This is a genomic window from Mucilaginibacter sp. (assembly GCF_036383575.1).
In the GTDB taxonomy this organism is placed as follows: Bacteria; Bacteroidota; Bacteroidia; order Sphingobacteriales; family Sphingobacteriaceae; genus Mucilaginibacter.
The window spans coordinates 13,937-30,623 of the sequence record NZ_DASVOB010000185.1 but is presented as its reverse complement, the minus strand read 5'-3'; the positions used below and the strand labels follow the sequence as shown (position 1 = coordinate 30,623).

Below are 16,687 nucleotides of genomic sequence, written 5' to 3'. Positions count from 1 at the left end.
AGGCGGGCCTCCCCTGCCGTCAAAAAACGCCAGTTGAATACCATATTTGCGGGCAATAGCAGTAAGCTCAACCTTAGCTTTATATATCGACCAGTTAGCCATCAGGTAACCGCCGTCTTTGGTACTGTCAGAGAAACCAAGCATGATCGTTTGCTGGCTGCCCCTGTTTTTCAAATGCTCGGCATAAAACGGATGCGTGTACAGTTGTTCCATAATAGCAGCAGCATGTTCAAGGTCGTTTACAGTTTCAAACAGCGGCATGAAATCGATGCTTAGGTTATCTTTTTTCCAACCGCTCCATAAAAACAGGTCTATCAGTTGCAGGATATCAGATGCACGCTGGCAGTTACTGATGATAAAGCGCTGACAGGCCCTTTCACCATTACCCTCCTGGATCTGTTTAACCAGCCTGATAGTATCCAGCGTATCATGGATCATAGCATCTTTTTCCTCTTCAGGGCAAACAAAATCGGCCTCTTTAAAGGTGATGCTTTTTACTTTTTCATCCTCGCTTAATTCCGAATAGACTTCAGACACACCTGTATCAATATTTTGAGTGCCGTATTCAAATACCTTGCGTAAAATGCGGCTATCCTGCCTGATATCCAACGTAGCGAAATAACATCCAAAAAGGCGCACCTTTTGGATCATATCCTCAACAATATCAACAAATAAACCATCGTGATCTTTAAGGATAACATCTTTAATGGATAACAGCAATTCCAGTATCTCACCTTGTAAATTAACCGGTGCTAACTGCTCATTGGCATTTTTATAAAACAGGTTTTCCAGTTTGGTCATGGCCTGTTCAACGCCGCGGAAAGTAATACGACGTTTCAGGACCCTGAAATCACGGTAATAACACCTGAACAGGCGCTGCCTTAAAAAGCTTGCTACTTCTTTAGTGGTTTGCGTGGTTACGTTAGGGTTACCATCACGGTCGCCACCCGGCCAGAAACCAAGCTCCAGGTTCTGACGGCTTGCAGCGTCAATATCAAATTCCTCTTCCAGTTTTGACTGGATACCTGATACGGCATGGTAAAATATATTTTCCAAAAACCATGAAAGGCTAACAGCCTCATCAACAGGTGTTGGCGATGTTTTATTAAAGAAAGGTGTTTTGCCCAATTGCTGTAACAACACATCGATATTGTTGATATCGTTGGTTTTTACAGCCTCAATCAGGTCGGTCATGATGCCAAGCACCGTACCGGGATAAAACTGCGTAGGGTGAGCGGTAAGTACCAGTCGTAACGAAAAATCCTTTAGTTTTTCGCTGATATCATTACGGCTTTCATCACTGATGGCGGCATGCTGCAACAAGCTTTGCAGGGTACCGCTATCATCAAACTTACCTATTTTATTAAAGGATGAATCTTCAATAGCGTCAAACAAAACCACCTGGCGTTCAATGTATTGAATAAACCTGAACATACGGTTGATCTGCTCGCGGTGATCGATACCCGGTACATACTTTTCAAAAAATGATTCGATAATATCTGTCGGCGAATCATGCGTAATAGCACCCTTTTCGCAATGCGAACTGAAGAACGGTAATAAAATACCAGTATCCTTTACCTGGTAAAACGGAAGCGTTTGAAACAAACTGTTATATAACTCAAATCGGGTAACAACCTCGTTATTAAAGGCTGCTTCTCTTTGGCTGAGTTTTAACGTTGGCGACATAGTAAAAAATTAAATTGAGGTAAAATTGATTGGTTTAGCTTTTGGCCTTTTCCGGGGGGTGAATTTACTGATCTTTAATTTAATTTCATCAAAAAGTAAATATTTATTAACACAAAAGTTCAATTAATGCCATTTTCATTAAAAATACATACTAAAATTAAAATTCTGCAAATTTGAAACGCCATTTTCAGGGCTATAAATTATATTTAATAAAAACAGGTCGAACAAACAAAATTGCTTATAATAGTTCTGTTATTTATAAAGCTGCTACCACCATGTCTATAAACATCAGGGAAATAAAAAGTTTCTTTTACAGTCAATATTTTTCTGATGGGATCCGGATCTGCATAGGTATTTTACTCCCCTCCCTGCTGCTGATGCAGTTCGATAAGTTCGATCTTGGCCTTACGCTTTCGTTGGGTGCATTATGTATCTGCGTTATTGATACGCCCGGACCGGTATCGCATAAACGTAACGCTATGGCAGCCGGCAACCTTTGTTTGTTTTTGGTAGCCGTTATTACGGGTTTTGCACGGCTCAATATATTTACATTAGGTATCGAGATCACGTTTTTTGCCTTTCTGTTTTCCATGTTCACCGTTTATGGCAACAGGGCGGCATCGGTAGGAACCTGTTCATTACTCATCATGATTTTCATGATGGATAAGGCCCTGGCAGCTCCCGAAGTATTGGGTTACAGTGCAACCATTTTGGCAGGTGGAGTTTGGTATATGATCTTCAGTCTGCTGTTTTTCGGCATCCGCCCCTATCGCGCGGCACAACAGGCGCTTGGCGAAAACGTGACCGATATAGCACGCTTTTTACGTATCAAAGCCGATTTTTATTTGTCAGATACCGATATCGACGAAAACTACCGCAAGCTGGTTTCCAAACAGATCCAGGTGAGCCAGCACCAGGATGCCGTACGCGAATTACTTTTTAAAAGCCGAATCATGGCCCGCGAGTCAACAGCCCCAAGCAGGATCCTTGTACTCACCTTTGTTGACCTGGTTGATATTTTTGAGCAGATCATGGCCACGCACTATGATTATAATCACATCCGCGAAAAATTTAAAGACACAGGCGTACTCACGGAGATTGCCCGCATTATCCATAACATGGCCGATGAGCTTGAAGATATAGCCTACATTGTATTATCAAACACTCGCCGACGCCACCTTACCGATTTTAATATCGAACTGGAGAAGCTCAAAGTAAAGATCGACTCCATCGGCAAAAACAACCAGGAAACCAGCAATCTTGTACTTAAAAAGATCCTGGTAAACCTGCGTTCGCTTGGCGAGGGCATTAACAATATATATAAATACTACAGTACAAAAGCAGCCGAATCATTGGGCGAACCTAAAGGCGATGTAGAGTATACAGCATTCGTAACCCACCAGGATTTCGCTACCCATATTTTCTTCGACAACTTTACGCTGGCATCAGGTGCATTCAAACATGCCCTGCGGGTAGCGCTGGTATGTTTGGTAGGTTTTATTACCGCTAAGCTGGTATCCTTAGGTCACCACAGTTACTGGGTGTTGCTCACTATTATTGTAATATTGAAACCGGGTTTCAGTCTTTCCAAACAGCGTAACTATCAGCGCTTGATAGGTACCATTGGTGGGGGCGTTATAGGTATCGCCATACTTACCTTTATCCCCAATGCTACTATACAGTTTATTTTCCTGGTAGTATTTATGATGGGCGCATACAGCTTTCAACGCCTTAATTATGTGGTAAGCGTAATTTTCATGACGCCGTATGTGCTTATCCTCTTCAAGTTTTTGGGTGTAGGTTTGCTCAATGTAGCCCAGGAAAGGATCCTCGATACCATCATAGGCTCAACCATTGCTTTAGTGGCCAGCTACCTCATTTTCCCAACCTGGGAGTTTGAACAGATCCAGGAAACATTGAGGGATGTGATCGTAGCTAATATCAACTACCTGGTAACCATTGCCGAAAGTATTTCGGGCAAGATGATCAGCATCACTACCTACAAACTGGCACGTAAGGAGGTTTATGTAAAATCGGCCAACCTGTCGGCCGCGTTTGAGCGGATGACCTCAGAGCCAAAGAGCAAGCAGCGTAAAATAAAAGAGGTACACAAATTTGTGGTACTTAACCATATCCTTTCATCATATATAGCTACCATTGCATCGGCACAAAGCAAAAAGGAAATACCTGTAGCCCACCCCGAGGCGATGAAGCTGATCAAAAAAAGCATAACCGTATTAAATGATACCGGGCAAAAGCTACAAGCTCAAAATATTGAGTTTAATATAGGTAAAATTCCACCGGTTAACCCGGAAGCTCAAAAACCTGTAGCGCAGGCAGAGGACGCTTTATTAAAAGAACAGCTGGGCTTTATCAACAAGATCAGCTATGATATTACCAAGATCACGGATAGTATTTTGGTTTAGATATTCTAAAAACCTATGCCTTTTACATTTGCACACCCTGCTATAGTTTTACCACTTGATAACCTCAAAACCCGGTGGTTTTCTTTAACCGGTTTAATAGCAGGTGCCGTTGTACCCGATTTCGAATATTTTATCAGGATGCGCATCTACAGCGTTTATAGCCATACCATCATGGGACTGTTCCGGTTCGATATTCCTTTGGGTATATTGTTAGCCTTCCTATTCCACAACATTGTCCGTAATAATTTATACGATAATCTACCCGCGGTTTTAAGCAAACGTTTATCTCCGTATAAAACCTTTAACTGGAACAATCATTTTAAAAAGCACTGGCCTGTAGTTTTACTTTCGATCTTTATTGGTGCCTGCTCTCATTTGTTTTTAGATGCTTTTACCCATCCCGCTGGTTACTTCGTTAAATTATTTCCGGCGATATTTAACAAAACCATTATAGCGGCTATTCCTCTTTATAAAATCCTGCAGCATTCTTTTACACTGATCAGTTCCATATATATAATTTATTACTTCAGAAGGATGCCTGTGAGCCAACAGACAGGCCAACCTGTTTCAAAATACTGGATCCTGGTGACTATTTTTACTGCAATTGTAATTGCTTTTAGGTTTTGGATAATGCCCGACTACAGGATTATTGCCAATGTAGTTGTATCAGTTATTTCGGCATTTTTGTTGGCTATAATAATCGTCCCGATAATTTTTAGAGGCTTTTTCTCACCTGAGAAGTAAAACGTTTTCCAACCAAAATCACCCGACAAAACATTCCAAATATATTTAAACCTTTAAATTAAAACATTTCTAAATACAAAAAATACCCGGTTGTGTGGATGGGTTCATGATGATTTTTCCCTACTTTAGCCATTGATGATACCCGTAGTTTCAAAATTACCCCAAACCGGAACCACCATATTCACCGTCATGTCGGCCCTGGCCAACGAGTTGGGTGCAATAAATCTGTCGCAGGGTTTTCCTGATTACGACTGTTCGCCTGAGCTGATAGAACTTGTAAATAAGGCCATGAAAGCAGGGCATAATCAATATGCCCCCATGGCTGGTGTTATGGCTTTAAGAGAGCGCATTGCCGAAAAAACTGAAAAACTTTACGGCGCTGTTTATAACCCCGAAACGGAGATCACCATCACTGCTGGTGGTACACAGGCTATATTTACGGCTATAAGCGCCGTAATACATCCTAATGATGAAGTGATCATTTTTGAGCCTGCTTTTGATTGTTATGCGCCTGCTATTAAATTAATGGGCGGTGTAGTAAAATCGCTGGCTCTTGAACCGCCCAACTATCGCATTGCCTGGGACATGGTTAAGCGGTTGATCAACCAAAAAACAAAAATGATCATCCTTAACTCACCGCATAATCCAACGGCAACTATTTTGCATAAAGAGGATATCGATGAGTTGAGTGCATTGGTAAAAAACAGGGACATCCTAATCCTGAGCGATGAGGTATACGAACACCTGATCTACGATGGCGAAACCCATCATAGCATGGCCCGCTATCCGGAGTTACAGCAACGCAGTTTCATTGTAGCGTCTTTCGGCAAACCCTTTCATGCTACAGGCTGGAAGGTTGGATACTGTATGGCGCCCGCCTATCTTATGAGCGAGTTCAGGAAGATCCACCAGTTTTTGGTGTTCGCCGTGAATACCCCTATCCAGTATGCTATTGCCGAACATTTAAAAAATGAAGAAACTTATCTCGGCCTGGCAGAATTTTTCAGGGAGAAACGGGACCACTTTAGAAAAGGCCTCGAACAAACCCGTTTTGAGCTTTTACCATGCTCCGGATCATACTTTCAATCAGTAAGTTACCTCGGCATTACCGACGAAAAAGATGCTGACTTTTCTATCCGCATAGCTAAGGAGTTTGGAGTAGCATCTATACCTGTTTCGGCCTTTTACAGCAAGGGGATCGATCACCATGTATTAAGGTTTTGTTTCGCCAAAAGACAAGAAACTTTAGATAAAGCCGTTGATAGGTTAATTCGCATTTAATTTTTGGTTAATGATTCATAGTTCGTGAATCATAGCCAAATGATTAAATTTGATTTTGGATCATGGTTCATAGTTCATGGATCATAGCCAAATTGTATAAGTTTTATCAGTATGGGTCAACCAATCGTCATGCATTTTTTGCCATGAACCGTGATCCATCAACTATGAACCAACTATTATGGAGAATCTTAAAATTACTGTTTTTCAAGGCTACCTTTTTTGGGAAAATACCGATAAAAATCTTCAGAATATTACACTCAGGCTCTCGGGTGGGATCCGCGAGAAAACAGATCTCATCATACTGCCCGAAATGTTTACTACAGGCTTCACCATGAATGCTGCCGAACTGGCCGAACCCATGAATGGTAAAACCATGCAATGGATGGAAAAAACAGCCAAACAGTATGATTGCGTGATAACCGGGACCATTATTATTAAAGAGGGCGGCAAGTACTACAACCGGTTAATTTGGATGCGCCCAGACGGTACCCATGAACATTACGACAAACGCCACCTTTTTGCACTTGGCAACGAGCACAATACTTATACTGCCGGCACTAAAAAACTTTTTGTAGAGCTTAACGGCTGGAAAATTTGCCCGGTGATCTGTTACGATCTGCGTTTCCCGGTATGGCTCCGTAATATCGACGAAAACCCTTACGACCTGCTCATTGTAGTAGCCAACTGGCCCGAGCGCAGGGCAGCCCACTGGCGTACCCTGATACCTGCACGCGCAGTTGAAAACCAGTCGTACGTAATAGCGGTTAATCGTGTAGGCCATGATGGTAACGAAGTTTATCATAGTGGTGATTCTACCTGTATCGACCCTAACGGCAAGGTAGTTTATTACAAACGCGATGAAGAAGACCTTTATACTTTTAGCATCATAGGTGATGAAGTTGGGAAAGTGCGCACTGCCCTGCCGTTTTTGAAAGATGCTGACGATTTTGAGATAAATATCTGAGAGAACCCTGATTCATAGGATTTGACGATTACCCTGATAGAGGGCGTAAAACACTCTTAAAATCAAGGAATCCCTAAATCCTATGAATCAAGGTTCCCCTTCCCTACCATTAGTTTTTCCTCACTTCATACAAAATTCATAAGTAATTTGAATTTTTGTAATGTAGAATTGAAGAAGGAAACATGCGTACTATAAAATCCCTGCTATTTATATCACCGTTATTTTTTAGTTTACTAACACAAAAGGCCGAAGCACAAACAGATACGTTAAAGATCAATTTCCCTGATGCTGAAAAACAGTTCATTGAAAATAACCTGAGCCTGCTTGCCCAAAAGTATAATGTTGATGCCTCAAAGGCACTCATTCAACAAGCTAAACTATGGGATAACCCCACTCTAAGCACCGATCAGAACATTCATGACGGTAGCACAAACAAATTTTTTAACCACTCCAACGGCGGCGGACAAGTATTTGTTCAGCTGAACCAGGTGTTTACCACCGCCGGCAAACGCGGCAAACAGGTAAAAGTAGCCGAAGACGATGCTAAAGTTCAGGAAGCTGCCTTTAACGACCTGATGCGTAACCTGCGCTATAACCTACAGCTTGATTTCAGCCAGCTGGGTTCACTGAATGCACAACAGGCAGTTTACCAAAACGAGATCAAAGCGGCCACCGACCTGGTTAACGCCATTCAAAAATCGTTTGATGTTGGTAATACTTCTGCGAAGGACCTTATCCGTCTGAAAGCCCTTTTATTTGGTTTGCAGAATGACATGGTTGAGAATAACCGCCAGATCAATGATCTGCAAACAGAGCTTAAAACGTTGCTGCAAACTAAAGAAACTACGTTTGTACAACCAATCATAAATGCCAAACCAACTGAGACCGCTGATCTCGATGTGCAGTCGCTGATAACTCAGGCCTTGACCAACAGGCCCGATTATCTGTCAAACCAATACCAGTTAAGTTCGGCTACCCACAACCTTGCTTATCAGAAAGCACTTGCGGTACCTGATGTTACCTTAGGTGTTTCGTACGATCAGAACAGTAGCTATGCTCCGCATTACTATGGTTTACAGATCGGTTTTCCTATACCCTTGTTTAACCGCAACCAGGGCAATATCAAATCGGCCCAATACAATATCAAAAGCCAGGAAAGCACTTTAAAACAAAGCGAGTTTCAGCTTAAAAACGATGTAGTTGCAGCTGTTAATCAATATAAACTGAACATTCAGTTGTTTTCAACCCAACAGATCGCATTTAACGAGCAATATGATAAACTGTTCGGCGCTATGCTCAAGAGTTTCCAGCAACGCCAGATAAGCCTTGTAGAGTTTGTTGACTTTTTTGACACCTATAAGGATACTAAACTAAAAATATTGCAGCAGCAATTTAACCTGCAAAAAGCTATTGCCGACCTCAACTTTGCTGTTGGCACAACCGTAATAAAATCCTGACTAACTTTTTAAGACTTACTATGATGAAAAGAGAAACGCTGTTTTCCGGCCTCTCAGTTTTACTATTGCTTGCCGCTTGTAAAGGCAAAACCCCTCCTGCTGTTGAAAACAAACAGGTAACTGTGAGCGATTCGATGGCAAAAATTATCACTATCGATACTGCCAAGATCGCTACCATAAAAAATGAGCTTACCCTTTCGGGCGAGGTTTCATACGATGACAACACCGTTGTTAAAGTATTCCCTTTTTCGAGCGGGCAAGTGCTTGATGTGAAAGTATCTCTGGGTGATAAAGTGAGCAAAGGCCAAACACTGGCCATTGTACGCAGTGCCGACGTTGCAGGTAACTACACCGATCTGAGCTCGTCAAAATCCGACCTTGCCATTTACAAACGTCAGCTTGAACAGGCCGAATACCTGTACAAGAACGGCATTTCAAGCGAGCGTGATTATACCGAAGCTAAAGAAAACTACAACAAAGCCGAAGCTGCTTACAGTAAAGTTAAAGACCAAATTGCTATCAACGGTGGCGGTAACACCAGCCCCGGCGGTACCCTGGTGATCAAAGCTCCTGAAAACGGTTTCGTAGTTGAAAAAAACATTACCGCAGGTGGATATATCCGCCCGGATAATAATAACGCCATGTTCACTATCTCCAACATGAAAAATGTTTGGATCTGGGCCAATGTGTTTGAGTCTGATATCAGCCGTGTTAAGGTTGGTTATACTGCAAAGGTTACCACCATTGCTTATCCCGACAAGGTATTTACAGGCAAGGTTGATGCAGTTAGTTCTGTACTTGACCCGGACAACAAGGTACTGAAGATCAAGATAATACTACCTAACGACGGCATGTTGCTTAAGCCGGAGATGTTTACCAGCGTGGTAATAGCCAACAGCGAAAAAGCACAGTCGGTTGCGATACCGGCAAAAGCCGTTGTTTATGATAACAGCAAAAACTTTGTAGTAGTTTACAACAGTAAAGACGATTTGAAAGTGCGCCAGGTAGCCGTTATAAAAACGGTTGAGGACACTACCTATATATCATCAGGCCTGCAGGCGGGTGATAAGATCATATCGAAAAACCAGTTGCTTTTTTATGACGCCATCGCCGGCAATAACTAAGAGGCAGGTAATTAAAACAACTGCCTGACTTTAAACCCAGGCAATTACGTTTTTTAAACATAAAGACTACAATGAACAAGTTCATCAAAAATATCATATACTTCTCGCTCAGGCACCGCTACTTCGTGTTCTTCATGACACTGGTACTGGTGGTTTTAGGCGTGTGGAGTTATACCAACACTCCTATCGAGACCTTTCCCGACGTTACCAATACCCAGATCATCATTATAGCCCAGTGGCCGGGCCGCAGTGCCGAAGAGATGGAAAAAATGGTTACCATACCGATGGAAACTGTTTTAAACTCGGTGCAAAAAAAGGCTAACCTCCGTACTACATCTTCATTCGGTTTATCATATATCCGTATCATTTTTGATGATGACGTTGATGATGCCTTTGCGCGCCAGCAGGTATTAAGCCGCCTGGGTAATGCCGATTTACCTGATGGGGTTAAACCCGAAGTTGAGCCGCCATACGGCCCAACAGGCGAAATTTTCCGCTATACTTTAAAAAGCCACACCAAATCATTGCATGACCTTACCGCCATACAGGATTGGGTGCTGGACCGCCAGTTTAAATCAATCCCCGGTGTAGCCGACGTTAACAGCTTTGGCGGTGAGGAAAAAACTTATGAAGTAAGCGTAAACCCATCGTTATTACAAAAATATGGCCTTACCTCGCTTGATGTTTACACCGCTCTTAACCGCAGTAACATTAACGTGGGCGGCGATATCATCGAAAAAAATGACCAGGCTTATGTTGTTCGCGGTATAGGTTTGATCAATAATATTGATGAGATCCAGAATATCATTATCAAGAACGTAAACAACGTGCCTATCCTGGCCCGCGATATTGCCGAAATTAAAGAAGGCGGTTTACCGCGTTTGGGGCAGGTTGGCCGCGATAAAAACAACGACGTTATTGAAGGCATTGTGGTAATGCGTAAAGGTGAAAACCCTGCCGAGGTATTAAAGCTTATCAATCAAAAAGTTGTTGACCTGAATAAAAGCATATTACCTGCGGATGTGAAGATCTCCACTTTTTACGACCGTACCAACCTGATGGATTTCTGTACCGAAACGGTGATCCACAACCTGTGCGAAGGTATTATCCTGGTAACGGTAATCGTGTTCCTGTTCATGGCCGATTGGCGTACAACGCTTATTGTTGCTATCATCATTCCGCTGGCTTTGCTATTTGCCTTTATCTGTTTGCGACTGAAGGGCATGAGCGCCAACCTGCTATCCATGGGGGCGGTCGACTTTGGTATCATCATAGATGGTGCGGTGGTAATGGTCGAAGGGATTTTCGTTGCGCTGGATCATCGAGCGAAGGAAGTAGGCATGCCAAAATTCAACGGACTGGCTAAGCTTGGCTTGTTTAAGAATGTAGGTGCTGAGATGGGTAAAGCTATCTTCTTCTCCAAATTGATCATCCTTACCTGTTTGGTGCCGATCTTCGCTTTCCAGAAAGTTGAAGGTAAAATGTTCTCTCCGCTGGCTTACACTTTAGGCTTTGCCTTGCTGGGTGCATTGATCTTCACACTAACACTGGTACCAGCGCTTTCGAGCATCTTACTTAACAAAAACGTAAGAGAAAAACACAACCCGGTAGTAATATTCTTTGAAAAGGGTATCCGCCGTATGTTCAGCTATACTTACCGCAACCAAAAACTAAGCCTCATTGTAGCGGTAGCCTTTATGTCGGTTACTTTTTTCTCTGCTAAGTTTTTAGGCTCAGAGTTCCTCCCGCAGCTTAACGAGGGCGCTCTTTGGGTAACCGCTCAGTTGCCGATGAGTACTTCACTGGAAAGTTCGGTTAAGGTTACTGATAAAATGAGGCAGATCCTGTCAACTTTCCCTGAGGTGAAACAAACCCTGTCGCAGGTTGGCCGTACCAATGACGGTACCGACCCTAAAGGCTTCTTCAACGTACAGATCCAGGTTGACCTTCTGCCTAAAAAGGAATGGAAACGTAGCATCAGCCAGGAAGAGCTGATTGCCGAAATGGACAAGAAGTTAAGCCAGTTCCCAGGCATTGTATTTAACTACTCCCAGCCTATTATTGATAACGTGGCAGAGGCTGTTGCCGGTGTACCTGCATCCATGGCAGTAAAAATATTCGGCCCCGATTTCCAGGTGCTCGATCAAAAGGCCGATTCTGTTATGGGGATTCTTAAAAAGATCCATGGTGTGGAAGATCTTGGTATCCTTCGCAACCTTGGTCAGCCAGAGTTCCGGATTGAGCTTGATCAGCGTAAGATGGCCCTTTACGGTGTATCTACTGCCGATGCTAACTCGGTTATTGAGATGGCTATAGGCGGTAAAGCGGCCTCACAGCTTTATGAAGGTGAGCGTAAATTTGATATCCGGATCCGTTACCAGAAACAATTCAGGGATACTCAAAGCAAAATCGAGAACCTGATGGTACCTACCCTAAATGGTTCAAAAATTGCCATTAAGGAGATCTCAAAGATCACAACGCTTACCGGTCCGGCGTTTATTTACCGCGATAACAACATGCGTTACATCGCCGTAAAATTCTCGGTACGTGGCCGCGACTTAGGTAGTACAATTGCCGAAGCACAGGATAAAGTAGGCGCTGCCGTAAAACTTGATCAGGGGTATTCATTTACCTGGAACGGTGAGTTTGAAAACCAGATCAGGGCATCAAATACTTTAGCACACGTAGTGCCTGTATGTTTGCTGGTGATATTCCTGATCCTGTTCATCACCTTCGGTAATGCAAAAGATGCTGTATTGGTTATCCTTAACGTGCCATTCGCGTTGATAGGTGGTATTTTAGCGTTGCATATCACCAATACAAACTTTAGTATTTCGGCAGGTATCGGTTTCATAGCCTTGTTTGGTGTTTGTATCCAAAATGGCGTGATCCTGATCTCGGTATTCAAGAAAAACATCGAAGAAAAGATGCACCTTGATGAAGCCATTATGCAAGGTGTAATATCACGTGTTCGCCCGGTAGTAATGACAGCACTGATGGCGGCCATCGGTTTAATGCCGGCAGCGGTTTCAACAGGCATTGGCTCAGAAACTCAAAAACCATTGGCAATTGTAGTAATAGGTGGTTTGGTAACTTCAACTGTATTAACCTTACTGATATTGCCTATCATTTACGCCATAGTTTACCGTTTAATTCACCGTCGTGAAAATCGTAAGCTGCTGAAAAAAGTGGGTATGATAAAAGGATAATACTGACACTAATTATTTCGAATTAAATCGAATTTCACGAATTAGTTATTCTAAAACAAATAGCGACGGGGTATACCTGTCGCTATTTGTTTTTACCGATTATTTGTTATCCTGATAATAAATAGTGACCGTTCCTGTTAGTAAATATTCATGGTAATTAGTGTAATTTGTGCACACTCAAATCATATAATTGGTTTTTAATAATATGTCATTCATAAAGCCCGTATTCCGTTCTGCTTTACCGATCGCCTTATTGCTTGTTCTGCCTTTTTTATCATCTGCACAAAAGAAAAAAGAAAAGGACAAGGACTACGCCCAACTGGTTGACCCGTTTATCGGTACAGGCGGTCATGGGCATACTTATCCCGGACCGGTAATGCCTTTTGGCATGGTACAACTCGGCCCGGATACACGGTTGGAAGGCTGGGACGGCTGTTCAGGCTATCATTATACCGATAGTTTGGTTTACGGTTTTTCGCACACCCACCTGAGCGGAACCGGCGTACCTGATTATTGCGATGTATTGTTTATGCCTACCACGGGCGATCCTAAATTTAAAAATACGGAATACCGCTCCCGCTTCAGCAAAAAGAATGAGGGCGCTACGCCCGGATATTACCATACCCTACTTGATAAATATAACATCGGCGTTGAACTAACAGCCACTACCCGTGCAGGAGTACATCGCTATACTTATCCATCAACTGATAAAGCAAACATTATTATCGACCTGCAGCACCGTGATGAAGTACTTGATTCATGGATAGAAGTAGTGAACGATCATGAGGTACGGGGCTTCCGCATGTCAAAATCATGGGCCGATAAACAGCAGGTATATTTTTACGCTAAATTTTCAAAGCCTTTTAAAACTTATGGTACTGCGTTAAACAATGAAGTTCAAAATGGGCAAAATAAGGTTCAGGGTAAAAATGTGAAGTTATTTTTGCAGTTCGATAACCCCGGCGAAGTGATCAGCAAGGTGGGCATCTCTTCGGTAAGTACAGAAGGTGCTCTGAAAAATTTAGATACCGAAGTACCTGACTTCGACTTTAAAAAGATCCAGAAGGATGCTAAAATAGCCTGGAACCATGAGCTCAACAAAATTCAGGTTGAGGGTGGTGCCCCAGCCCCGTCTTCACAAACTCAAGCGGTAGGCGGCACCGGGCCATATAGCTACGCCCCTCCTGCAAAAAAAGTAGTACAACCCGATTACGCCAAAATAAAGCAGACGATATTTTATACTGCGTTATACCATAGCATGGTTGCGCCCAGTATTTACAGTGATGTAGACGGGCAATATCGCGGCATGGATCAGCAGGTACATACCGCGCAGGGATTTGATTATTATACCGTATTTTCATTATGGGATACCTTCCGGGCCGAGAATCCACTGTTAACGCTGATAGACCGCAAACGTACGCTTGATTTTATCAAGAGTTTTATGGCGATGTATGATCAGGGAGGTTTGCTACCGATATGGCCGCTTGCCACTACCGAAACCTATTGTATGATCGGTAACCACTCTATCCCGGTTATTGTGGATGCATATGCTAAAGGCATCCGTAATTTTGATGCCGAAAAAGCGTTCACTGCTATGAAAGCCGCCGTTAACCGAAACCAGTTTGGCCTTGATAATTATCGCAAAAACGGAGCAGTACAATCAGATGTGGAAGATGCCTCGGTATCCAAAACATTGGAATATGCTTACGATGATTGGTGTATTGCACAGATGGCCAAAATGCTGAACAAAACCGATGACTATACCCAGTACATTCAGCGTGCCCAATACTGGAAAAACGTTTACAATAACCAAAACACTTTTATGCAGGCCCGTGTAAACGGCGGCTGGCTCGAGCCTTTCGACCCTACCGAGATCAACGGCAATTATACCGAAGGTAATTCCTGGCAGTATTCGTTTTTGGTTCCTCATGACGTGGAAACGCTGATTGATAAAATGGGCGGCAGGCAATCATTTGAAAATAAGCTTGACGAACTGTTCAGCACCCAATCAAAACTAAGCGGCAGCGACATTCCCGATGTAGCCGGACTTATCGGCCAATATGCACACGGCAACGAACCAAGCCATCATATGGCATACCTTTACAATTTCACCGATTCGCCGGATAAAACCCAATTTTATGTAAGCCGGATTCTGCGCGAAGAGTACAGCAACAAACCCGATGGATTAGCAGGTAATGAGGATTGCGGACAAATGTCGGCCTGGTATGTGATGAGCTCATTGGGCATTTACAACATTGCGCCCGGTCAGCAGGATTTCCAGATCGGGATCCCACAGTTTGATAAGGCGGTAATCAACCTGGAAAACGGTAAAAAATTCAGCATCATTAATCCAGGCGCAGGCATCACCCGAAGTAATATTTATCTGCAGGGTATGAACCTTGATAAAAAAGTGTACAGCAAACTTTTTATCAATTATGATGATATTAATAAAGGCGGCGATTTTGAAGTGTTTACCGGCAGGCTGGCTAATAAGATCTTTACTCAGGATTTGGAAAAACCCTTTTCAAAGATCAACGATAACCTGATCGTACCTAACCCATACATCGTGGCCCCGGCCAAGTCATTTAAACAGCCTTTCAGTATCCAGATAAAAGACCAGGACACCGATGCTAAGATCTATTATACACTTGATGGCTCTGCTCCCACTGCTGCTTCAACACCTTATACCCAGCCTATCAACATCAGTGATAATATTACGGTGAAAGCTATCGCGATAAAAGACGGCAAAAGCAGCTTTGTTGATGAAGCCAGTTTCATCAAACTGCGTAATGATATTAAGCTTACTATTGTAAATAAATACCTGCCAAACTACGCAGCTAAAGGTGATGAATCATTGATTGACGGCCAGCACGGCACTAACAACTGGCGCTTAGGCAACTGGCAGGGCTACCAGGGAAAGGACTTTATTGCCGTTGTTGACATGAGCGTTGTTAAGCCAATAAAACAAATCAGTATCAGCACATTGCAGGATAGTCGTGCCTGGATCGTGTTCCCCAAATATGTGCAGTTTTGGACGTCAAACGATGGCAAAACCTATAAGCTCGCAACCACCATTAACACCAAAGTCGACATCAAAGATACTAACGTACAAACCCAGGAATTTACAGCACCACTAAATACCAATGCCCGCTATATCAAACTGATAGCCAAACAATATGGCCCGCTACCCGAATGGCATGAGAACAAAGGTAGTCAATCCTACATTTTTGCTGACGAGATAACAATAGAGTAATATTTAAATGTGCGAATTTCAGGTGTGCAAATGTATAAAGCCAACTATGAGGCATCATTTAAAAATGAATAAAACTATTTCATTTTTAAATAGTTAGCTTTATATAAAAAACTTTACCACATGAACAATTATTCACCTGCCGATGACGGCAAAACTGCAAGCATCATCAGTTATTTTTTCATTTTGGGATGGCTTATTGCTTACTTTGGCATTTACATTAACAACAAAACTGCACTGGCCGGTTACCAGCTAAGGCAAACACTGCTTTTCCACCTGGTGGCAATGGTGATTTATTACGCTATCGGAGCATTGGCCGGGGCTATTTTCTTCACCTCCGGAGTTTTTATCGGAGTTACTCTAATTTGGATAGTGCGTACAGCATTGATCATTTTATGGATCATTGGCTTCATCGGCGCTGTTAACGGCGAAAGGAAACCCATTCCATTTATCGGCGAAAGGGCGCAGTCAATATTTTCGGGGATATAACCTGCTTTACAATCCAGACTTACGAAGTTTTAAAAACTCCGTAAGTCTTAACGTTCA

At 42.8% G+C, this 16,687-nt stretch carries 10 protein-coding genes; 9 read left to right on the top strand and 1 reads right to left on the bottom strand.

Annotated features, from left to right (window positions below):
* A partial coding sequence (locus VF500_RS06810; RefSeq protein ID WP_330858944.1) for a phosphoenolpyruvate carboxylase occupies positions 1-1,686 on the bottom strand: 1,686 nt, incomplete at its 3' end.
* Between the two features lie 275 nt (positions 1,687-1,961).
* Between VF500_RS06810 and VF500_RS06805 the strand changes: the two genes are divergently transcribed.
* The 9 genes from VF500_RS06805 to VF500_RS06765 all read left to right on the top strand — a co-directional run bounded on the left by VF500_RS06805 (position 1,962) and on the right by VF500_RS06765 (position 16,630).
* Complete coding sequence (locus tag VF500_RS06805; protein ID WP_330858943.1) at positions 1,962-4,112, top strand: FUSC family membrane protein; 2,151 nt, start codon at positions 1,962-1,964, stop codon at positions 4,110-4,112.
* A gap of 15 nt (positions 4,113-4,127) precedes the next feature.
* The gene (locus tag VF500_RS06800) at positions 4,128-4,856 is read left to right on the top strand and encodes a DUF4184 family protein (protein ID WP_330858942.1); all 729 of its coding nucleotides are present in this window, start codon (positions 4,128-4,130) and stop codon (positions 4,854-4,856) included.
* Between the two features lie 135 nt (positions 4,857-4,991).
* A complete protein-coding gene (locus tag VF500_RS06795; protein ID WP_330858941.1) occupies positions 4,992-6,137 on the top strand; it encodes a methionine aminotransferase in 1,146 nt (381 codons plus the stop codon).
* A gap of 178 nt (positions 6,138-6,315) precedes the next feature.
* Complete coding sequence (locus tag VF500_RS06790) at positions 6,316-7,101, top strand: amidohydrolase (RefSeq protein ID WP_330858940.1); 786 nt, start codon at positions 6,316-6,318, stop codon at positions 7,099-7,101.
* Between the two features lie 182 nt (positions 7,102-7,283).
* On the top strand, positions 7,284-8,558 hold the full coding sequence (locus VF500_RS06785) for a TolC family protein (RefSeq protein ID WP_330858939.1): 1,275 nt from the start codon (positions 7,284-7,286) through the stop codon (positions 8,556-8,558).
* 20 nt (positions 8,559-8,578) lie between these two features.
* Positions 8,579-9,682 (top strand): efflux RND transporter periplasmic adaptor subunit, encoded by a 1,104-nt coding sequence (locus VF500_RS06780; RefSeq protein ID WP_330858938.1) that lies wholly within the window; start codon positions 8,579-8,581, stop codon positions 9,680-9,682.
* A gap of 71 nt (positions 9,683-9,753) precedes the next feature.
* Entirely contained in the window at positions 9,754-12,891 is a 3,138-nt protein-coding gene (locus VF500_RS06775) for a CusA/CzcA family heavy metal efflux RND transporter (protein ID WP_330858937.1), read from the top strand.
* Between the two features lie 205 nt (positions 12,892-13,096).
* Positions 13,097-16,144, top strand: a complete 3,048-nt coding sequence (locus VF500_RS06770; RefSeq protein WP_330858936.1) for a GH92 family glycosyl hydrolase — start codon at positions 13,097-13,099, stop codon at positions 16,142-16,144.
* 120 nt (positions 16,145-16,264) lie between these two features.
* A complete protein-coding gene (locus VF500_RS06765; protein ID WP_330858935.1) occupies positions 16,265-16,630 on the top strand; it encodes a hypothetical protein in 366 nt (121 codons plus the stop codon).
* The last annotated feature ends 57 nt before the right edge of the window (positions 16,631-16,687 follow it).

Bases quoted from the DNA above. Each gene is read 5' to 3' on its own strand.
- VF500_RS06805 (WP_330858943.1), top strand. From the start codon at position 1,962: ATGTCTATAAACATCAGGGAAATAAAAAGTTTCTTTTACAGTCAATAT.
- VF500_RS06800 (WP_330858942.1), top strand. From the start codon at position 4,128: ATGCCTTTTACATTTGCACACCCTGCTATAGTTTTACCACTTGATAAC.
- VF500_RS06795 (WP_330858941.1), top strand. From the start codon at position 4,992: ATGATACCCGTAGTTTCAAAATTACCCCAAACCGGAACCACCATATTC.
- VF500_RS06790 (WP_330858940.1), top strand. From the start codon at position 6,316: ATGGAGAATCTTAAAATTACTGTTTTTCAAGGCTACCTTTTTTGGGAA.
- VF500_RS06785 (WP_330858939.1), top strand. From the start codon at position 7,284: ATGCGTACTATAAAATCCCTGCTATTTATATCACCGTTATTTTTTAGT.
- VF500_RS06780 (WP_330858938.1), top strand. From the start codon at position 8,579: ATGATGAAAAGAGAAACGCTGTTTTCCGGCCTCTCAGTTTTACTATTG.
- VF500_RS06775 (WP_330858937.1), top strand. From the start codon at position 9,754: ATGAACAAGTTCATCAAAAATATCATATACTTCTCGCTCAGGCACCGC.
- VF500_RS06770 (WP_330858936.1), top strand. From the start codon at position 13,097: ATGTCATTCATAAAGCCCGTATTCCGTTCTGCTTTACCGATCGCCTTA.
- VF500_RS06765 (WP_330858935.1), top strand. From the start codon at position 16,265: ATGAACAATTATTCACCTGCCGATGACGGCAAAACTGCAAGCATCATC.